Origin of the sequence: Desulfovibrio sp., assembly GCF_019422935.1 — a bacterium.
In the GTDB taxonomy this organism is placed as follows: Bacteria; Desulfobacterota; Desulfovibrionia; order Desulfovibrionales; family Desulfovibrionaceae; genus Desulfovibrio.
In genome coordinates this window covers 252,488-271,577 of record NZ_JAHZCJ010000002.1, presented here as the reverse complement: position 1 = coordinate 271,577, position 19,090 = coordinate 252,488, and the positions used below count along the sequence as shown (strand labels likewise).

The window sequence follows — 19,090 nt, the reverse complement described above, 5'->3', positions numbered from 1 at the left end:
GTTCTTTTGCGCGCTGGCTGCGTCAGTAGCACTTTTTTGTTCCGGTCGAGTACCATTAGAGTACACTCCCTTCACAAAAAAGTGCTACTTCCTTGCCAGCGCACAAAATTCCTCCGATCACTAGACGAATGTGGGTTCTGAATTCTTTTGCGCGTGAGCAAGGAAGAAGTGTATAACACTCCTCCGAGCATCAGTTGTGGATGGCGGGCGGGCTTTGCACCCTGGCGGCGTGCCCCTCTGTGATCGTCTTTGTGGATTGGCCTGAAAAATCAGTGGAAATGGCGAGTTGCACTGACGAATGCCGCGCGGTAAGGCATTGGAGAGAGGTTTTTCAATGAGAACAGCAGAAGTCGGCATTGCCTTGTATCATGGTGCTGAAGGGACAAGGCGGCTACTGAAAATTATTGTAGTTCTGCTTGTTATTGCATGTGCGGAAACATATATTTATTGGAAGTTTTCAGCGCCAACGAGCAAAAGTGCGGGCGAGTCTGTGGCCTTGTCGCCAGAAGCGGCTCGCGAGTATGTTTTAAAAACGGAAAAATTGATTATTATTGATGTGCGCAGTCAAAAAGAATTTTCAGATGGGCATCTTCCAAACGCCGTTAACATGCCGCTATATGCTTTTCAGCATTTGGTAAAAAATATTCCGCAGGATTCTGCTGTGCTGTTGCACTGCCAGTATGGCTACAGGGCGCTTCAGGCATACAAGCTGTTCAGGCGGTTACGGCCAGACATTACGAATGTCCGTTACGCAGCGGGGCAGGTGCATTTTTCATTTTTGCAGCACGAAGGTCAGTCGGGCCAGTAAGGGCAAGCACGCCTGTCACCACGGCAGTACGCCGCAGGGATAATGCCGGCGGCCTGCTCCTGCCGCCCGATGGCCTGAGGGCTAAAAACTCTCAAGGCCCGTTTCTGTTTCTTTTTCCATATTTTCTTCATTGAAAAAAAGTACCAGCAGAGCATTTCTGTTTCGTGTTTCCGTCTTGCGCAGTATTTGCCGGATGTGGGTTTTAAGCGTGTTTTCAGAAATATGCAGCCGATCGCAAATGGCAGACGTATCGCACCCCTCCAGAATCAGACACAAAACATCCCGCTCTCGCAAAGAAATACCGTATTTCAGGGCAAAATCAGCTATGCTGTCTGCCCGGCAGCGTTCGTTTTTGTGTGACTCCTGCGGGGTGAAGGCTTTGTGCTCTGTTTTGTCTTCGCTGTCCGCAGTGGGTGTTTTTGATACCCCGGTAAGCGTGAGGGCGTACTGGATGCGGGAGCTCACATAGCTGAAGGCCGTAGTGAGAAAAAGGCACCAGAATGCAACTGGCACTGTACCAGGAAAGTGCTCCACAAAACGGTATACGCACAAGAAAGCCATAAGCATTACGAGGTAAGGAATGGCAGAAATCAGGCCGCGGCGGGGAGAGTGTCTGCCGATCTGAGCGAAAACTAGCAGAAAGTACAATTGCGCAATACCACGGCACGCAAGGTCAATCACATAAATGATCCAGTAAATGACTGTTCCCTCTGTGATGACTACAAGAGTTGGGGATAAAATTACCCCGCCAATGCAGATGAGCAACAGGCGCATATCTGTTCCGTACTTGTCAATCAGCACGCCAACAAGGGGATAGGCCAGCCACGTATACAGGTGTACCTGAGCGGGGATGGGAAAAGCCTGACTGTGAATTCTGTAAAAGGTAATGTCCACAAAGGCATTTAACAGAAAAAATATAAAGGCGATGGCAGTCAGATATCTGAGTGAAATTACTGTCAGCCTGTCTGACTTGCGTACAATTTCCAATCCTTCTGTTGTCGGTTGCGCTTTGAACAGGCAAATTGCCGCCATGCAGCCGCTCACGAACTGAAGGCACAGCATGAGCCATTGCAGTGATTCATCTGAAAGGGGAAAGATGTATAAAAAAAGCCAGAAAAAATCCCCAATAGCAAAGGCAACGCCCAGATGAAAGCCGGGTGATGAACTGCGCGCAAAAAAATTTTTGAGCAACGGAGGCAGAACCGTCCCGCCCCAGAAGCAGGCTCCATAGGAGTATATGGCATTGTTCTGGAATATGCCGCCCGTCCACAGCAGCGCGCCCATCAGGGTCAAGGCCACTGCGCACGGAGCGCCAAACCGTTTGGGAAGCCATGTGGAAAAAAGCAGTCCGCCCAGAATTATGCCGCCGCAAAATCCGGCAACAGCGTTTTGCAGGGAAAAAGATACAATGCCAAGTCCCCGGCCTTCCAGAAAAACTACAAACTGGGCTGCCAGCAGGCTGGCAATGCCCATGCCGGAAATGACTGGCAATCCCTTTTTGCCTGATTCCATTGGTTCTCCGAAATGTCAGCGTGGCTTGTCATAAGATAGTCAGTTGCAATTGCACTACCCCTTAAAAGAACACCACATTTATTGTGGGTCAATAGCAAATTTGTATATGTAGGATTCGATGCTGGCCGCATTATTTCATCCTGCGTTCGCGGAGGTTGCCTGAAAAGTTTTTCAGCGCGAGGCCCCAGTAACCTCTGGCGAAGTGCGGCAGCAGAACCATAGGGATTGACAGGAAAACAGCGAAGAGGAAGGTACCCGAACAAGCGTTCTGGTACCTTCCTCTTCAAGCCATGCAACATATATAGCCCGCTCAAGCTGATAGGCTTTTGTCACCGGCTGTGCATGCCTGCGGATCAGCTAAACCTGCAAGAATTACGGGAATGCTGGCACGTATGCAGCATCACATTTATTCAAGTTCTGCAGATCCATCGCCGCGCAGGGTAATTTTTTTTACGCCGCTCAGGTCGAGGTTTTGCCAGTTCACCTGACCGCCGTCGCTGTCAACGGCTATAAGTTCCCAGCCCTTGGGGCTGCCGTTGATGTTGATCTTCAGGCCTTCGCCACTGGCAAGCGTGTCGTTGCCCAAAAGATCCTGAGCATTGCCGCCTGCATTGGAGTCAACAAGGCCAAGTCGCTGGATGGTGAATCCTGTGCCGTTGGCGACAACTATTTCCTGTGCAAGGGCTGCTCCGGCGCTGAAACCAAAGAGCATCAGCGCTGCGGCAAAAGAAAGGATAAAGCGTTTCATGTAAATATCTCCATGTGATCCAGGGTGTGATGGGACGCCGTGTGCTGAAGTCGGCAGTGGTTATTCGGGTACTGCTTCGATGGCGTCCATAATGGTTTTGGCAGGATTTTTCGCGCAGTAGGTGCCCAGATGGGTACCCAGCTTTTCCATCCACTGATCGCTGATGGAGGTATTGCCGCTTTTGCCGCTCATGTAACCGTCAATCCACATCACCATCATGCTTATGTTCTGCTTGTCAGCCAGAAAGTCCTTGCAGGTGATTTTTGCCACATCCTGTTCTGCTGCATGTGCTGCAAAGGGGGCAGCGCCCAGCATAAAAACAGTCAATGCAGCCAACATATACTTTTTCATTACTTCCTCCGTCTCCGATTGATATTTAACCATGCCCAAGTATCCGAAGATATCCGTGTGGTGCTGGGGAATGTCAGCGCCTGAACGCAAAGCCTATTCCAGTGCAGGCCGCCGCGAACTCCTGATGGCCTCAACAACCCGATCAGGCCTACACTTTGGGCAGAGTTCTGCACATCACCTTAATGTTCGATTTTGCCGGTTGCTGCTCACCCCTGGGGGTGAGTAATGGCGTGATGAATAAAAATTTGATTAAATTTAATATAGTTAATGCGTTCTAGTTGTAGAGTGAATAATGCAATAATCTGTGTCTTGCGCTTACGCCTCTGTCCGGCAGAGCTTTTTGCCGGGCAGCTTATTCGGTCGACGGAGTGGCTGAAAGGGCGTATCATCCGTAAGGGTGACAAAATTTTTTGCACAAAGGCCTCTTCGGGTGATACCGTTTTGCGTCCAATTGGAGGAAAAAGCTGCTGGAATTCTGCGGCAATGCCGCACGCATTGAAAATCTAGTTATGGAGAACAGTCGATGAAAGATTCCAGTACTCACGTCAGTGGCATGATCTGGGCGGGCTATGTTCTGCTGCTTCTTTTTTCTTTTTCACTCTATTGGAGTCTGTTGTTGTGGGCTGGCCTTGGCGCATTGGCCCTTGGCTATTATCAGCGCCGACAGGCGCGCAAGGGTGCCATACAGGCAGAATACGCCCATGCCCAATGGCAGGTGAATACCGTCTGGCTTGCCTTGGTGCTTGCTCTTGTGGGGATTGGCGGCATTGTCGGGGTAGCCGGCTGGATGGGAAATGATCCCGTAGTAATGGCAAAGCTTGATGAACTCTCCACCGGGGATCAGCCTCCACTGGAAATGCTGCGCCAGTTCTGGGCGATCCCGGGCAGCAAGGCTCTGGTTGGCTTTATGTGCGGCTCCACACTGCTGTACCTTGTCTGGACTCTCAAGCGCACGCTGCAGGGGATTTTGTCCATTTGGAAGGGGACTGTGCCTGCCACACTTGGCCCTTTGCACTGGGCGGCGCTAGTGTTGGCCGTACTGATTCAGGTGGGCATTCCGCTGGTGCTTTTGTAAGCGGTAACGCGTATGCGCGGCACCGTGGTTTGCCTTGCTGTTATTTATGGTTTTCTGGGGACGGCTGGCCCTGCGGCTTGTTTGTGCGCGGCCTCGGTTCCTGCCAGGGACAGTGCCTCGTTCGCAGCCATGGATCCAATGCGAAAAGCCCCTGGCTGGAGAACGGAGCAAACCGTCCACTCTCCAGAATGCTCCGCCAAATCGTGCAACAGCCTGGAGCAGGTCTATGAGCATGCGCAGCGCGGTGATGCCGAGTCCCAGCTCTGGCTTGCCCGGCAGTATGAGAGTGGCTCGTGCGGCCTGTGCAAGGATGACCCTCTGGCTGTGGTCTGGTTTAAAAAAGCGGCGGAAGCAGGCCGGGCAGAAGCGCAGTTTGCGCTGGGGATACGTTGTTTTTTTGGCCTTGGCGTTCCGCAGAATCTTGAACAGGCGGCGTCCCTGTTGCACAAGGCCGCGCAACAGGGGCATGCCGAAGCTCAATACAGACTTGCAGGCTGTCTTGAGGATGGCTTGGGGGTAAGCGCAGACAAGGCCGCAGCCGTGTATTGGTACAGTATGTCTGCCGCACTTGGTTACCCCCAGGCGCAAAACATGCTCGGCATTCTTTGCAGTAAGGGCGTAGGCGTGCCCCGTGATGCGCATGCCGCCGCCAGCTGGTTTATGCGGGCGGCGGCACAGGGGTATGCAACCGCCCAGTATAACCTTGCGCGCAGCTACGAGACCGGGGATGGCCTGGACAAGAACAGGGAAAAAGCCCTTTACTGGTATGGCAAGGCCGCCAGACAGGGTGATGCTGACGCGCAGGCCCGTCTTGATGCCTTTTGACTGCCTCGGAAGATTTTTTCTGGCGCTGTGACCTTGTAACTTGATTTTCAGTACAATATTTATGCCGAAAAACAGTATCCGTTACCTCCGCTGCGCAGTCTGTATTTTGCCAATGCTGCTGCTCTTTACCTGCCCCGATGGAGCCCGTGCGGAAGAAACGTGGGCTGTGTACTGGTATCTTTGCGGCAGCAACCTTGAGTCAGAAGACGGCGCGGCCTCTGCCGATCTGGCAGAGCTGCTCAAGGCTCGCCTGCCGGATAATGTGAAGGTGGTCATTCAGACCGGGGGGGCCAGCAAATGGCACAGGCCCGACATCAGCCCCAAAAACATCAGCCGCTACCTTTACCACAAAGGAAAACTTGAGCTGGTGGCAAAGCTGCCGCAGGCAAGCATGGGGGATGAAAAAACGCTGACCTCCTTTCTTGCCTTTTGCAAAGAAAATTACAGCGCGGATCATCAGGTTTTCATTTTTTGGGATCACGGCGGCGGCAGCATCGGCGGCGTAGCCAATGACGAGAATTATGCATTTGACGCCCTGTCCCTCAGGGAAATCAATAATTCCTTCAAGCAGGTACATACGGCCTCAGTTGACCGCCCGCCATTTGAAATCATCGGCTTTGACGCCTGCCTGATGGCTACGCTGGACACAGCCAGCGCTGTAAGCGGTTTTGGCCGGTACATGGTGGCATCGCAAGAGGTGGAACCAGCCAACGGCTGGCAGTACACGGAATGGGTGAACGCTCTTGGGACAAACACATCCATAGGCCCGGAAGCGTTGGGCAAGGCTATCTGTGATACCTATCTTGAGGGCTGCAAGGAAGCGCAAACAGCGGGAAACGCCACGCTTTCGCTCATTGATCTTGCCAGGATTCCGTTTGTTAATCTTGCTTACAACGCGCTCGGCCTTGAAGCTGTTTCCCTCGCCATGGATGACGACAGCTTTTACGCCGCCTACGGCAGGCAGGCCAAGGCCTCTGAAAACTATGTGAACTCGCGTTCGGAAGGTTACACCAATATGGTGGACCTTGGTTCTCTTGTGCGGCGGCTGAAAACGGCCTTGCCCGAATTTGCTCCGTATTTTCTGGATGCTCTGGGCGAAGCGGTGGTCTATACGGTTCATGGCCCCTACCGGTCGCCCTCCGGGCTGTCCTGCTACTATCCGTTTGACGGCGGCAAGGCTGGTTTTTCCAGCATGATGCGGGCGGGCAACATCACCACCTTTCTGGTCCTGAGCGGGCTTCAGTTGGGTTTTCTGGATACGGACAGCGCCGTAAAACACCTTGAACGCATCTCTGCTGATATCTCTGCCGCCCTTGAACGGGAAGAAAACATCCCTGAAGGAACATCTGCTCCTGCTGCACCAACGCCTCTGCCCGCGCCCCAGACGCAGGGGAGCGCACAATCCTTGTGGGCGCCCTTGCAATCGGGCTTGTCAGCCATCCTTGGCGGGCAGAGTGCTGAGGGTCAATCCCCAGGCAGCGTTGCGGCTTTGCTGGGGCAGGCGGCCAGCGCCGTGGTGGCATCGGTGGCTCCCCTGAAGCCGCTGGATATCACCGCGCTTGAGGATTTTGAGGTAACAGTCGGCGATGGCGGCGAGGCGCTGCTCAATCTTGGCACAGAGCGTGTCAAATTTCTGGATAGCGTGCAGTTTTACCTTGCCTACTACAGCATCGAAGACAACCTGATCATGCTGCTGGGCAAGGATGCAGATATGGAAGCTGACTGGACCGCAGGTGTGTTCAAGGATAATTTTCAGGGAAGGTGGGCAGCTCTGGACGACCACCTGGTGTTCCTTGAGATCACGCATCAGGATGACGGGGTAAACCACTATGTTGTGCCTATCAAACTGAACGGAGTGCGCTGCAACCTTATTGTCGTCTATGATTTTGCGGAAAAGGAATACAAAATCCTTGGCGCGCGCCGTGTGCAAGAAGGCGAAATGACCGACAAGGCGCTTATCAGGCTTAAGGCTGGCGACAAGGTGACCACAATTCTTCTCGCCATGCAGATGGATGACGAAGATGGAGAGTTTCAGGAGGTGGAGGTAGATACCTTTACCCTTGGCAAAAAAGTTGTTTTTGCAGATACGGACATGGGCGATGGGCAGTTCATGTTCATGTTTGAAATGACAGATGTGCAGAACAATGCCGCCACATCGCAAATCGTCACCATTGAAGTAAAGGATGGTGTAGCCGTTTACAGCAACTGACATGGTCAGCGGCAGTATTGCGATCTTTCCATGCTGATACGTTTGCCTCAGCGCCAAGCTGCAATGGGGTTCTTAAGGGAGCGGCTTGAGCCGCCGGATGCCTTTTTTATCCGTCCCACCATCTACGCCGCGCATCCTTGCCACAGGCCGCCGGGATCGGTATTGAACAGGCATGAGTGAATCCAAGAGCAACAACGGCGATTTCCCGGCTATGGACGTGAGCGCGGATCGGCTTGACCGGATTGTGGATTTTTTTAACGAAGTCGGCATGCTGCGGCATACGCCCCGCACGGGTTACGCCTTTTTGGGCACCGGGCAGGAGAACGTGGCCGAACATTCCTACCGGGTGAGCGTCATGGGCTACGTGCTGGCCCGCATGTGCGATATGGATCCAGCGCGTGTGACGTATCTTTGCCTGTTCCATGATTTGCACGAGGCGCGCACGGGCGATCTGAACTACGTGAACCACCGCTATGCGCAGTGTCAGGCCCGCAAGGCGCTGGAAGACTGCGTGGACGGAACAGGGCTTGAGGGAGACGTGCTGCCCCTTTGGGACGAGCTGGAGGAAGAAGCCAGCCGTGAGGCCATTCTGGCGCACGATGCCGACCAGCTTGATCTTATCTGCAATCTCAAGGCCGAGCTGGACAAGGGCAATGCCTTTGCCGCCCAGTGGCTGGAAAGTGCGGTCAAACGTCTGCGCAGCCCTGCGGCGCAGCAGGTGGCTGAGGCTGTGCTGCGCGCGGATCACAACCGCTGGTGGTATGGACAGGTTGAGCGGGAATGGTGGGTGCGGCGCGGTCGTTAAAAACAGATTTTCAAAAGTATGAAAGGCCCGAAACCGGGCGGCGCATTGCCGCGTCATCCGGTCTCGGGCCTTTTTTGATACGCGCTGAGGAGCAGAGATGCCTTTTAACTGGCGGTCTGCCTTTTCTCCGCACTGCATCCGGCAGTTAAAAAGCTAGTTGGCGACCACCGTCCCAAGCGGGGCATCGTCAAGCAGGTAGCGGCGCAGGCTTGAAGGCGAACGCCCGTCAAGAATGAGCGCACGCTGGCAGCCCGCATCCAGAGCGTTGAGGCAGGCTTCCACCTTGGGGATCATGCCCCCGGTGATGACGCCGGTCTCGCGCAGCTTCTGGATTTCCTTGCGGTTGAGGCTGGGAATGAGCCTGCCGTCAGCATCCAGCACGCCGGGCACATCAGAGATCAGCACAAAATATTCCGCGCCGATGGCCCCTGCCAGCGCGCCTGCGGCGGTGTCTGCATTGATGTTCAGGGCTTCGCCGTCCGGGCCGGAGGCCACAGGGGCCACCACGGGCACAAAGCCGCCTTCCAGCAGGCAGCGGGGCAGGGCGGGATCGACCGCTTCCACCGTGCCCACCAGGCCGAGCGCGGGATTTTTCACCCTTGCGCGCAGCAGGCCGCCGTCGCGGCCTGAAATGCCCGCAGCGCGTACTCCCTGACGTGCAAATTCGTTGACCACGGCCTTGTTCACCTGCCCGCAGAGCACCATCTCTGCAGCTTCCATGGTGGCGGCATCGGTAACGCGCAGGCCATCCACAAAGTGGCTCTCAATATTCAGGCGCTTGAGCAGGGCAGAAATCTGCGGGCCGCCGCCGTGCACCACCACAAAGCCCATGCCCTGTTCGGAAAGCTGGGCAAGGTCGGTGGCAAAGGCAGAGCTGAGATCGGGCTTGTCCATGGCGTGACCGCCGTATTTGATAACGACTGTAGCGTTTTTCATCTGTTTGATCCTTTGGCCGTCTGGCCGGAAAGGCTGCTCCGCCACATGCGCGCTCAGGCGCAGGCGCGGGCCTTTCATCTGTTTTGCGTACTTAGTTAACAGTTGGAAGCACTAGCACCCTGTGCGCCGCCCCGCAAGAGTCCTGTGTGACAGGCGTGTGGCGATGCGTATATTTTTTGATTTTTTCGTGCGCAAATTACGCTCTACTCCGGGCAGAGCAACCCTCCCCGGCATTGTCTTGGGTCAGCAAAATGGCTATGGATAGTACAATGGAAAACGGGGGAATTATGACCGTAAAAAGCGCTGCAAAAGACGCATCCCGCAACGAGGATTGGAACAGCGAAGCCTTGGCTGCGGCCAATGTGGGGCTGTGGGTCATTGATATCGATAGAAACACCGGTCATATATCCATGCTTGCCAATCCGGTGACCCTGCGCCTGCTCGGCGCAAGCGAAGAAATGACCCCCGCAGAATGCTTCAACTTTTGGGTGGACAGGGTTGATGCCCGTTCCCGTCCCCATCTTTGGGCCATCCATGACGAATTTATTGCAGACGCAGCCATGCACGAGGTGCGCTACCAGTATAACCACCCCACGTGGGGTCTGGTGCCTGTGCGCTGCGGCGGGCGGCGCATCAGCGCCGATCATGATGATGTGGTGCGGATTGTCGGTTATCATCAGGATATGACGGAGCTGCACGAGGCGCACCAAAGCCTGCGTGAGGGGCTTGTGCGTCTTTCGCTGGCCTGCCGGTTGGGCTGGCTTGGAGTTTTTGAGATAGCGCGCCTCGAAAGTTCCGGGCTGGACATCACAGGTAACGATGTTTTTTATGAGCAGTTTGGCATCAATACGGCCTCGAATGCGTCTGACAGACTTGAGCGCATGGGGTCGCGCATTGTGAGCGAGGATCAGCCCAAGTGGCGCAAACTCTGCGACCCCGCAGGGTGGACGGCTGGTGGGCAGGAGCATCTGGATTTGCGGGTTGCCCACCCGCGCAAGGGTTTGCGTTGGTATGCCCTGGCCTATGAGGTCGTGAGCGGGCCGGGAGTGCTGCGTATTGCCGGTTATGTCAGCGATGTGACAGAGGCGCGCCAGCACGAGCGCATCCTGCGCGAAGCCAAGGAGGCCGCCGAAGCCGCCAACGCCGCCAAGAGTATTTTTCTGGCCAACATGAGCCATGAGATACGCACCCCCATGAACGGCATCATGGGCATGGCGCATCTGGTGCTCAACACCCCTTTGAATCCCCAGCAGCGCGATTATGTGGAAAAAATCCATGCAACCTGCGAATCACTGCTGGATATCATCAACGACCTGCTGGATTTTTCAAAAATTGAGGCCAACCACCTGGAGCTTGAAAATCTGCCTTTTGAGCCACGCAAGGAACTTGAGTCGGTCATGTCCCTGCTGCGGCCCAAGGTTGGGCACAAGCTCAAGGACTTCACCCTTGAGAGCCGCATGGACCCGCGCGTGCCGGAAGTGCTTTCCGGCGATGCCCTGCGTTTGCGCCAGATTCTGCTGAATCTGGGCGGCAACGCCCTGAAATTTTCCGAGCGCGGCACGGTGCGCCTGGCCGTTGAGCTGCTGGAACAAAGTGACGTAAAGGCGCGGCTGGCCTTTATTGTGAGCGATGAAGGCATTGGCATGTCGCCCGATGATCTGGCCCGCGCGTTTACGCCTTTTTCGCAGGCGGATACGTCCATCACCCGCAGATTTGGCGGCACGGGGCTTGGCCTCTCCTTATGTCGCCGCCTGATATCCCTCATGGGTGGGAGCATTTCTGTGCAGAGCGAGCCGGGTCAGGGGAGTGTTTTTCGCGTGGAGCTGCCCTTTGCCATTTGCAGCCAAGACTGCGCGCAGGAGCAGGCGGAAGAAAACCGCGGGGATGAAGCCGCCTCGCTTCAGGGTCTGCGGGTACTTTTGGCCGAAGACGGCGATATCAACCGCGAGATCATGGAAGTTCTGCTGGAAGACATGGGCATAACCTGCATTTCTGCCGTCAACGGGCAGGAGGCCGTGGAACTCTGGAACCAGCGGAGCGCGGAGATTGATATTGTCCTCATGGATGTGCAGATGCCGGTTATGGACGGCTATTCCGCCACGCGCGCTATCAGGGCCAGCAATCTGCCGTGTGCCCAAACCGTGCCCATTATCGCCATGACGGCCTATGCCATGCGGGGCGATGCAGAACGCAGCATGCAGGAAGGCATGGACGCGCACCTGACCAAGCCCGTTAACCTTGCCGATCTGCGGCGCACGCTCAAACAGTTCAGCCGAGGCCCGGCAGAATAGAAATGTCTGGTACTCTGCGGGCGGCGGCAGGCTTGCCGAAAGAGGCAAAGCCTCCTTCACCTGCGCAGCGGCCCTTGACACTCAGCCGCCCATGCGCGACCTTCCCCCCAACGCCAGTTTCAAGGAAAGCAACATGACTCAAGTGGTAACCCGATTTGCACCCAGCCCGACAGGGCATCTGCACATAGGCGGCGCACGCACCGCCATTTTTTGCTGGCTCCTGGCCCGCCACTCCGGCGGACGTTTTCACCTGCGCATTGAAGACACTGATTTGCTGCGCTCCAAGCAGGAATATACAGATTCCATCCTGGCCTCCATGCGCTGGCTTGGGCTGGACTGGGATGGCGAGCTGACCTACCAGACTCAGCGGGCCGACGTGTACAACCGCTATGTGGACAAGCTGCTGGAAACAGGCCACGCCTACTGGTGTTCCTGCACGCCGGAAGAAGTGGAAGCCATGCGCGAAGAAGCCCGCCAGAACGGCCTCAAACCGCGTTATAACGGGCGCTGCCGCGAACGGAACCTCGGCCCCGGCGAGGGCCACTGCGTGCGCCTCAAGGCGCCTGTGGCGGGTAAGGTGGTTTTTGACGATCTGGTGAAGGGCAAGATAGCCGTGGATGTTACCGAACTGGACGACATGGTTATCCGCCGCGCTGACGGCATGCCCACCTACAATATGGCCGTGGTGGTGGACGACTACGAAATGGGCATCACCCATGTTGTTCGTGGCGACGACCACGTTTCCAACACGCCGCGCCAGATTCTTATTTATGAGGCTTTGGGCCTGCCCGTGCCGCGTTTTGGGCATGTGCCCATGATCCTTGGTCCGGATCGGCAAAAGCTCTCAAAGCGCCACGGCGCGCGGGCGGTTATTGAGTATCAACAGGATGGCCTGCTGCCTCAGGCTCTGGTGAACTATCTGGTGAGGCTTGGCTGGTCGCACGGCAATCAGGAACTGTTCACCAAGGAAGAGCTGATCGAATATTTTGACGGCACCAACCTGAACCCTGCCGCTGCGGCTTTTGACCCGGCCAAGCTGGAGTGGTGCAACGCCCATTTTATGCGCGAGCTGCCCCTGCCAGAACTGGCGGCGCTGGTTGCCCCCTTTGTGGAAGAAGCCGGGCTTGGCGCATTGCCTCTGGAAAAGCTTGAGCCACTGTGCGTCATGTTCCGCGAGCGGGCCAACAACCTCAAGGCGCTGGGCGAGGCCTTTCGCCCGTTGGTGGTGCCTGCCGCAGAACTCAGCTATGTGGAAAAGGACACGGCCAAGCATTTTAGCGATGCGGGCAAGGCGCATTTGCAGGCCCTCTCTGCTGTTTTTGCCGCTTGCGAGCCTTTTACCGCTGAAGCCCTCGAGGCCGCGCTCAACGCCTATGTGGCCGACAACGGGCTGAAGTTCAAGGAAGTGGCCCCGCCCCTGCGCACGGCCCTCATGGGCTTTATGGGTGGCTCGCACCTCAATGAAATCATGGCCTTTCTGGGCAAGCAGGAAACCCTTGCCCGACTGCAACGGGCTATGGGGTAAAAGACGCATCGCGCAACGGCGCGTCTCAGATTGAAATCTCGCGCAGAGGACAGCTTCTTGCCATGATTCTGTGGGCCGACTTTAAGGACGGAGGTATCCATTTTTTATGCCGGGTACCTTCGTCCAGTAGCTTGGGTTCATGAACCGTCCTGGGCTACGTCATGCCGTGTTGATTCGCTCCGACTGCAGGATTTTGTATGTCATGAGCAGTATGTTAGAGTAGAGATTGCTGTTGTCCTGCGCTTTATTTTGCTTTTGAAGTAGGCAGCTTGCATCGTGATTTTTTCGGGAATAATGCGTTCAGGGGCATATTAAGATTACATACTCTCCTAAGTGTCTTCGGGTGATAATTTTTATGTACAAATAACTTTGCTCAATTTTTATTGAGCCGTTGGAAGCTCATGATAAACAGTAAAAAATATTCAATAGCTGCTATTGGTGGGCATCAGGCCTTTGCTGATCTTGCATTGCCTCTATATTATTCGCTCAGAAAGCTGGGATATGAGCCTAAAATACTTGAGAACGCGCTGTGTGATAATTCGACGAATATTATTTTTGGATTATGTGATTGCAGTGAAATTTCTCTTAGTAAGATTCCTAAAGATTCAATAATTTATAATCTTGAGCAAATGGTATGCGGTAGCAAAGGGGTAACTCCTTTCTATCTTGACGCTTGCTCAAAGTTTAAAGTTTGGGATTATAGTAAGGAAAATGTAAGGCGATTCAAAGAAAATTTTAATATTGATAATGTTGAATATGTCCCCATGGGGTATTGCCCGGAGATGTCACGCCTTGATCATACATATCAGAAAGATATTGATGTGTTGATGTATGGGGCCATAAATGAACGTAGGGCAGAGCTTATTGGCCAACTTCGAGCTGCCGGCGTTAATGCAGTTGCTTTTCAGGGGCTTTTTGGGATTGAACGGGATATAATGATCGCCCGTTCAAAAATTGTTTTAAATGCACATTATTATGTGCCGGGTATTCAGGAAGTTGTTCGCCTGGGGTACTTGTGGGCGAATAAAAAATGTGTCGTGTGTGAGCGTAATCCCGATACAGATATCCATGAAGGGTATGAAGACGCATGTTTTTATGCCCCGTATGACCAGATTGTCGAGCAAGTTATCAAGCTGCTGCATGCGCCAAAAGCTATTGATGCCATGGGAAATGCTGCCTTTATGCAGTTCTCGAAAAACAGGTTCGAAGATACGCTAAAGAATATAATTGGAGAGTGCGAGGCCCGTTCTGTTGCAAAAGAGGCTTTGCCTTTGCCACTCTTTCTTAATGTTGGATCTGGGAAAAATTTTTTGCAGAAAGCGCTGAACGTAGATATTGATCCAAAGTGGAATCCGGATTTTGTTTTTGATGTTTCCCAAAAAATCGATTTTTCCTCTCAATATCCCACAAGCAGATTCGGCATGGTCTCATTCCGGGAAGGCATGTTTGAAAAGATACGTCTTTTCGATGTTCTCGAACATGTTGCAGACGTTCCCGCAACGATGAAGAACCTGCTTATGCTGTTGCGCGATGGCGGGGAGCTACATCTAAACGTGCCATATGATCTTTCCCTTGGGGCATGGCAAGATCCAACGCATCGGCACGCTTTCAATGAAAATAGCTGGTTGTATTTTACAGAATGGCACTGGTACATAGGGTGGCGAGATTGGCGTTTTGATGTCGAGAACATTGACTACATTTTTTCCCCGTTTGGCGAAAAGATGCGCAAGCAGGGTACGGCCTTAGCTGCAATTCTACGCATGCCTCGCGCAGTGGATTCCATGGAAGTGCGACTTCGCAAACGTGCCACTACCTTTGAAGAAAAAACCATGTTTGATAAACAGACCCGGGCCGTTTATGTGGGGGCTCAGAACGATTGGAGCCTGAAAAATTTTATTGATAAAATTGATTAACCATCTAGTAAACAACGCTTCAATGGAAAAAAGCCGCCAGAAATATTTTTCTATTTCTGACGGCTTTTCTATGGCGGTCTGAAAATTAATCAATTTTTCCGGTGAAGCCCAAGCCTTCCAGAGCCGTGTTATCGTCTTTGAGATCCCCTCGATAGTTGCCGGGATACCATGTGTTAATGTTGTTGCGAATATCTTCCTTGCTGAATGTCTCGCCAAATACTTCCACATCCTTATCTCTTACAAGCCTGAGATTTTTATCGCGAAAACTTTGCAGTAAGAGAGGGGTGAACTTTTCGGTCTTCTTGTGCAGCAGTTCGCGTTCCATGGGGATACACATGCCGCAATTGGGGCATAATTTTTCTACCTGGGAACGGAACTCTGAGGGATGTCTTTTCCACCAGCCCGGTTCAATGGGCCATGCATTTGCACCATCATTAAGCAGCAGATCCTGGGCTGCCGCCACTTCGCAAAAGTAGGTGCCTTTGTGGGTGATTGTGGCGCACCATGTGCGCTGTACCCAGCAGTTATCAATCAACTTCCACATCAGCTCACTATCGCTGACAACTTCTCGTATGGCCACAGTCAGCGGTTGGTGCTTGCATTGTTCCTGTTGCTCCGGAGTATGCGGATTGTACGCAATAAATCCATAGGTACTCATGATATCGCTGTCTGTGCGTGGGTCTTCCAGCTCCGTGCGAGGCAACCCCGATGTCCACAAACCAAGTTTTTCACGCGGAAAATGTTTGCGAAGGAGCAAGTTTATATGGCGAAACTGTGGGTGGAGCAGGGGTTCTCCGCCGATAATACCGATTTTTTTGGGCCAATGGCGTAATGAGTCTAGGGCGGCAACAAACTGCTCGAGGGGCATGTGCGCGCGCTGTTCTTTTTTTAGGTGCCTGTTATACCTGGAGCAGTAAAGGCATGACTGATTGCAGTAATTCGTGACGTCAATTTGTACGCACCATGACTCGAATATATGTTGCATCCCTTCCTCCGTAGACTGCTATGCCGTTAAATTAATGTAGTTCCATGACTATTCTTATGTTATATGCAGTAGTCAAAGTAAATGACTGTTTTTCTAAAAAAGCTGAGGGTCATTCATGTGTCGTTTGAAGTCCTCTGTGAGCTCTTTTGCTGTTATGGTGTGCTGATGAACTGTAAGCTGTTTGTTCAAATTGTTTTGGCTTTGCCGGGCCTTTCTGTTTTTTAAACGCCTCTCCATAGCAAATTGGGGGTCCGCCATGGCCCAATGCGCTCCAAGCACGTGCTGCGGAGCAACTGCACGTGGATCGCGGCCGTATCTTATGGAGTGGCATCCCGGCTCCCAATTGATGGAAAGATTGCCGCGCACCAAAATAGGCTTTTTATACAGAGCGTTGATGCCGACTGAAATATTGGGATCCCCATGTCTTCGTTGCGGAACTGCTGGTAGGTCTGGATCAAGGTCTTTATCTGTGATGTGTCGGTAAACCTGATACAGCATGACGTTGTATATATCGTGTTTTTTATCTGCGGCAAGAAAGTTACGGAAGTCATAAATAAAAAAATTGTGTTCTTTCAAAAATGCAAATTCATCAGAATCCACAGACAGAACCCAATCTGCGTCTATCTTACTATATAAGTCATTAATGAGATCTCTCTTGATTTCGTCGTCCATCATATTGGGAAAATGGAACGGTATAATTCTGACGTTAGGGTACTGCTCACAAATTTTTTTTGTATTGTCAGTAGTATCTGTGTCATAGAGAATGTTGATTCTATCGGCGTAGTTGTAGTGTTGAAGAAAAAATGGAGCTAAAAATTCTTCATTATACCACATTGTTATGAGTTCAATTCGCATGCGATCCTCTTTTTCAGTGGTGGAATGTCCGTCATTCCTGATAGGCTGAAATGTCGTCAATTCAGATCACTTATGTCGGTAAAATTCTGTCATGCTTTATCTTAAATTAAAAGTAATCATTTTAGTATGTCGTTCAATAACAAACGAGTATTGCACTAATTTTTTATAATAGTATAATATGATTAATCTCCTATGCACTAATTTCGTCGTGAGGCTGAAGATCCTTGCAGCAGAAATAAGAAATCACAACAGGCTCATTGAGTTTGATACATGGGACTCACAGCCCGCAGCAGGTTGATGAACAAACTGTCCAGTCCCTGCACAAAGGATGCGATGCGGTCAGACATGATGACCATGAGCAACCCCAGAAAGAAAAAGCCCACCATCACCTTGATGGGGAACCCAAATTCCATGATGGGTATCTGCGGCGAGGTGCGGGCCATAAGGCCCAGCGATACTTCGACCATGAACAGGGCCACCATGACCGGGGCAGCGATCTGCAAAGCCAGCACAAACATCTGCGAGGCCAGATACAGAATCTGGCGCAGCACCACTGGCCCGATAAACAGCCCTCCCGGCGGCACCAGGTCAAATGAGGCCGCGAATCCCTTGATCATATACAGATGCCCGTCAAGGCTCAGAAAAACGAGCAGGGACACCATCCACAGAAAAAATGCTGTGACGCCAGTCTGGTTGCCGGTGAGCGGATCGGCAAAGTTGATCATGGTAAAGCCCATCTGAAAGCCCAGTAGTTCACCACCCGCCTGAATGCCCATAAACAGAAAATTGACGGCCATGCCAAGAACCAGGCCCAGTACCGCCTCGCCCAGCATCATGAGTGCCACGTCAAAGGGGTGTGCAGGCAATGCGGCGGCTGGGAGCGTGAGGTGCGGCCATACGCCCAGGCAAAAAACAATGGTTATGGCCGCCTTGACCTGCGTGGGGATGTTGTTGGTGGAAAAAACGGGCAGCATGAACATGACTATGCTTACGCGCATCATGGTGAGCAGCAGGCTGAGCACGCTGGCCGGATCGTAGTTATAAACATCCATATAGTGAGTTTTGCAAAAAGGTTGCCAAATATTTCGTCACGCTTGTGACGCCCAAGGGTGGGAGCGCCAATTGCACGTGGCGGCAAGTCTGAAATGGCTGCCACGCGATACCAGCATAGAACGGTTCCCGGTATGGTTTGCTTGATGCGTTCTGCCCTGGGTACTACTGTGACGCATCTACTATCATTGCTGCAAGGGGACATTATGGCCATTCCCACATCCCGCACGCAAAGTGCGGCCACTGTCTGCATAGAAACCGCACTCTGCACCGGCTGTGGCCAGTGCGTGGCCGTGTGCAAGGATTTTGGCCTGCGGCTTGAAGGCGGCAAGGCCTGCCTTGCCCTCCACCCCCTTTTTGGCTGCGTAGGCTGCGGTCATTGCATGGCTGTTTGCCCAGCGAGGGCCATAACCGTGCATGGCCGAGGGCTGGGGCCGGAAGATCTGTTTGCCCTGCCGGCCCAGAGCAGCGCCGCGAGTTTTGCTGCCTACTACGCCCTGCTGCGGCGGCGCAGAAGCGTGCGCGAATTTATGCCCGCCGAGGTGGAGCCGGAACTGGTCGAGCGTATCCTTGACGCGGCCCGCAGCGCGCCCACCGGGGTGCCACCTTCGGATGTCAATGTGCTTGTGCTGGACAGCAGGGAGAAAAACCGTGCCTTCGCCAGTGATTTTTGCGCACACCTCAAAACTCTTGGCTGGCTCACTGCCCCCTGGTTTCTCGCGTTCATGCGCCCATTCTGGGGCAAGGCCAATGACGGGCTGTTCCGCAATTTTGTGAAGCCTGCGCTGGTGGCGTTCACGTCTTCAATGGATGCGGGAAAAAATATCGTTACCTATGATGCGCCTCTAGCAATGTATTTTTACGGTTCGCCCTGGGCAGACCCCGCTGATCCTCTGGTGGCCGCATCGCTTGCCATGCTGGCGGGCGAGGCTCTGGGCCTTGGTACCTGCATGATTGGCTCCATGCACCCTTTGTTGCAGTGGGGCGGCAGCGCGGCGCGCTTTCGCAAACGGCATGGCATCCGCTGCAAAAGCCGTGAGGGCTTGGTGGTGCTGTTTGGTTATGCGAGCGTCCACTACAGCAAGGGCATTGAGCGCAGCTTCGCCTCGGTGCATCGGGCATAGCCGCCCATATATAAAAAAGCGCCGCAGGGATGGTTCCTGCGGCGCTGGCAAATCTGGCCGTGGGCTGAGGGAGCAAGG

Annotated in this window: 16 protein-coding genes; 9 read left to right on the top strand and 7 right to left on the bottom strand. The window is 53.4% G+C overall.

The features are described 5' to 3' along the window. Positions 1-334: 334 nt before the first annotated feature. Complete coding sequence (locus tag QZ383_RS04320) at positions 335-808, top strand: rhodanese-like domain-containing protein (RefSeq protein WP_291443345.1); 474 nt, start codon at positions 335-337, stop codon at positions 806-808. An 81-nt stretch (positions 809-889) separates the two neighbouring features. Here the strand turns inward: QZ383_RS04320 and QZ383_RS04315 are convergent, their stop codons facing one another. The 3 genes from QZ383_RS04315 to QZ383_RS04305 all read right to left on the bottom strand — a co-directional run bounded on the left by QZ383_RS04315 (position 890) and on the right by QZ383_RS04305 (position 3,419). Beyond that, on the bottom strand, positions 890-2,320 hold the full coding sequence (locus QZ383_RS04315) for a helix-turn-helix transcriptional regulator (protein WP_291443343.1): 1,431 nt from the start codon (positions 2,318-2,320) through the stop codon (positions 890-892). 406 nt (positions 2,321-2,726) lie between these two features. Beyond that, positions 2,727-3,068 (bottom strand): hypothetical protein, encoded by a 342-nt coding sequence (locus QZ383_RS04310; RefSeq protein ID WP_022657583.1) that lies wholly within the window; start codon positions 3,066-3,068, stop codon positions 2,727-2,729. A gap of 60 nt (positions 3,069-3,128) precedes the next feature. Beyond that, on the bottom strand, positions 3,129-3,419 hold the full coding sequence (locus tag QZ383_RS04305; protein ID WP_022657584.1) for an HdeA/HdeB family chaperone: 291 nt from the start codon (positions 3,417-3,419) through the stop codon (positions 3,129-3,131). Between the two features lie 523 nt (positions 3,420-3,942). On the opposite strand from QZ383_RS04305, the gene QZ383_RS04300 reads away from it, so the two are divergent. From QZ383_RS04300 to QZ383_RS04285, 4 genes are all read left to right on the top strand, one after another. After that, positions 3,943-4,494, top strand: a complete 552-nt coding sequence (locus tag QZ383_RS04300; protein WP_291443339.1) for a hypothetical protein — start codon at positions 3,943-3,945, stop codon at positions 4,492-4,494. Positions 4,495-4,632: 138 nt separating this feature from the next. Continuing rightward, positions 4,633-5,319, top strand: a complete 687-nt coding sequence (locus tag QZ383_RS04295) for a tetratricopeptide repeat protein (protein WP_291443337.1) — start codon at positions 4,633-4,635, stop codon at positions 5,317-5,319. A gap of 112 nt (positions 5,320-5,431) precedes the next feature. Beyond that, on the top strand, positions 5,432-7,528 hold the full coding sequence (locus QZ383_RS04290; RefSeq protein WP_291443336.1) for a clostripain-related cysteine peptidase: 2,097 nt from the start codon (positions 5,432-5,434) through the stop codon (positions 7,526-7,528). Between the two features lie 172 nt (positions 7,529-7,700). Beyond that, positions 7,701-8,333 carry an HD domain-containing protein gene (locus QZ383_RS04285; protein ID WP_240823564.1) on the top strand — a complete coding sequence of 211 codons (633 nt, stop codon included), beginning with the start codon at positions 7,701-7,703 and terminating at the stop codon, positions 8,331-8,333. Between the two features lie 153 nt (positions 8,334-8,486). On the opposite strand, the gene argB is transcribed toward QZ383_RS04285, so the two are convergent. After that, positions 8,487-9,269, bottom strand: coding sequence for an acetylglutamate kinase (gene argB / locus QZ383_RS04280; protein ID WP_240823565.1), 783 nt, complete (start codon positions 9,267-9,269; stop codon positions 8,487-8,489). A gap of 287 nt (positions 9,270-9,556) precedes the next feature. On the opposite strand from argB, the gene QZ383_RS04275 reads away from it, so the two are divergent. The 3 genes from QZ383_RS04275 (at position 9,557) to QZ383_RS04265 (ending at position 14,998) form a co-directional block, all read left to right on the top strand. Beyond that, on the top strand, positions 9,557-11,560 hold the full coding sequence (locus QZ383_RS04275; RefSeq protein ID WP_291443332.1) for an ATP-binding protein: 2,004 nt from the start codon (positions 9,557-9,559) through the stop codon (positions 11,558-11,560). Between the two features lie 133 nt (positions 11,561-11,693). Then, a complete protein-coding gene (gltX, locus tag QZ383_RS04270; RefSeq protein WP_291443330.1) occupies positions 11,694-13,085 on the top strand; it encodes a glutamate--tRNA ligase in 1,392 nt (463 codons plus the stop codon). A 401-nt stretch (positions 13,086-13,486) separates the two neighbouring features. Continuing rightward, positions 13,487-14,998 (top strand): methyltransferase domain-containing protein, encoded by a 1,512-nt coding sequence (locus tag QZ383_RS04265; protein ID WP_291443329.1) that lies wholly within the window; start codon positions 13,487-13,489, stop codon positions 14,996-14,998. A gap of 85 nt (positions 14,999-15,083) precedes the next feature. On the opposite strand, the gene QZ383_RS04260 is transcribed toward QZ383_RS04265, so the two are convergent. The 3 genes from QZ383_RS04260 to fliR form a co-directional block, all read right to left on the bottom strand. Continuing rightward, a complete protein-coding gene (locus QZ383_RS04260) occupies positions 15,084-15,983 on the bottom strand; it encodes a radical SAM protein (protein ID WP_291443327.1) in 900 nt (299 codons plus the stop codon). Positions 15,984-16,076: 93 nt separating this feature from the next. Then, entirely contained in the window at positions 16,077-16,838 is a 762-nt protein-coding gene (locus QZ383_RS04255; RefSeq protein ID WP_291443325.1) for a glycosyltransferase family 2 protein, read from the bottom strand. 254 nt (positions 16,839-17,092) lie between these two features. Further along, a complete protein-coding gene (gene fliR, locus QZ383_RS04250) occupies positions 17,093-17,890 on the bottom strand; it encodes a flagellar biosynthetic protein FliR (RefSeq protein ID WP_291443323.1) in 798 nt (265 codons plus the stop codon). Between the two features lie 204 nt (positions 17,891-18,094). On the opposite strand from fliR, the gene QZ383_RS04245 reads away from it, so the two are divergent. Beyond that, positions 18,095-19,012 carry a nitroreductase family protein gene (locus tag QZ383_RS04245; protein WP_291443320.1) on the top strand — a complete coding sequence of 306 codons (918 nt, stop codon included), beginning with the start codon at positions 18,095-18,097 and terminating at the stop codon, positions 19,010-19,012. The last annotated feature ends 78 nt before the right edge of the window (positions 19,013-19,090 follow it).

What these genes read in the sequence shown, in the direction of transcription:
- QZ383_RS04320 (WP_291443345.1), top strand. Translation starts at nt 335, where the DNA reads ATGAGAACAGCAGAAGTCGGCATTGCCTTGTATCATGGTGCTGAAGGG.
- QZ383_RS04315 (WP_291443343.1), bottom strand. Translation starts at nt 2,320, where the DNA reads ATGGAATCAGGCAAAAAGGGATTGCCAGTCATTTCCGGCATGGGCATT.
- QZ383_RS04310 (WP_022657583.1), bottom strand. Translation starts at nt 3,068, where the DNA reads ATGAAACGCTTTATCCTTTCTTTTGCCGCAGCGCTGATGCTCTTTGGT.
- QZ383_RS04305 (WP_022657584.1), bottom strand. Translation starts at nt 3,419, where the DNA reads ATGAAAAAGTATATGTTGGCTGCATTGACTGTTTTTATGCTGGGCGCT.
- QZ383_RS04300 (WP_291443339.1), top strand. Translation starts at nt 3,943, where the DNA reads ATGAAAGATTCCAGTACTCACGTCAGTGGCATGATCTGGGCGGGCTAT.
- QZ383_RS04295 (WP_291443337.1), top strand. Translation starts at nt 4,633, where the DNA reads ATGCGAAAAGCCCCTGGCTGGAGAACGGAGCAAACCGTCCACTCTCCA.
- QZ383_RS04290 (WP_291443336.1), top strand. Translation starts at nt 5,432, where the DNA reads ATGCTGCTGCTCTTTACCTGCCCCGATGGAGCCCGTGCGGAAGAAACG.
- QZ383_RS04285 (WP_240823564.1), top strand. Translation starts at nt 7,701, where the DNA reads ATGAGTGAATCCAAGAGCAACAACGGCGATTTCCCGGCTATGGACGTG.
- argB (WP_240823565.1), bottom strand. Translation starts at nt 9,269, where the DNA reads ATGAAAAACGCTACAGTCGTTATCAAATACGGCGGTCACGCCATGGAC.
- QZ383_RS04275 (WP_291443332.1), top strand. Translation starts at nt 9,557, where the DNA reads ATGACCGTAAAAAGCGCTGCAAAAGACGCATCCCGCAACGAGGATTGG.
- gltX (WP_291443330.1), top strand. Translation starts at nt 11,694, where the DNA reads ATGACTCAAGTGGTAACCCGATTTGCACCCAGCCCGACAGGGCATCTG.
- QZ383_RS04265 (WP_291443329.1), top strand. Translation starts at nt 13,487, where the DNA reads ATGATAAACAGTAAAAAATATTCAATAGCTGCTATTGGTGGGCATCAG.
- QZ383_RS04260 (WP_291443327.1), bottom strand. Translation starts at nt 15,983, where the DNA reads ATGCAACATATATTCGAGTCATGGTGCGTACAAATTGACGTCACGAAT.
- QZ383_RS04255 (WP_291443325.1), bottom strand. Translation starts at nt 16,838, where the DNA reads ATGCGAATTGAACTCATAACAATGTGGTATAATGAAGAATTTTTAGCT.
- fliR (WP_291443323.1), bottom strand. Translation starts at nt 17,890, where the DNA reads ATGGATGTTTATAACTACGATCCGGCCAGCGTGCTCAGCCTGCTGCTC.
- QZ383_RS04245 (WP_291443320.1), top strand. Translation starts at nt 18,095, where the DNA reads ATGGCCATTCCCACATCCCGCACGCAAAGTGCGGCCACTGTCTGCATA.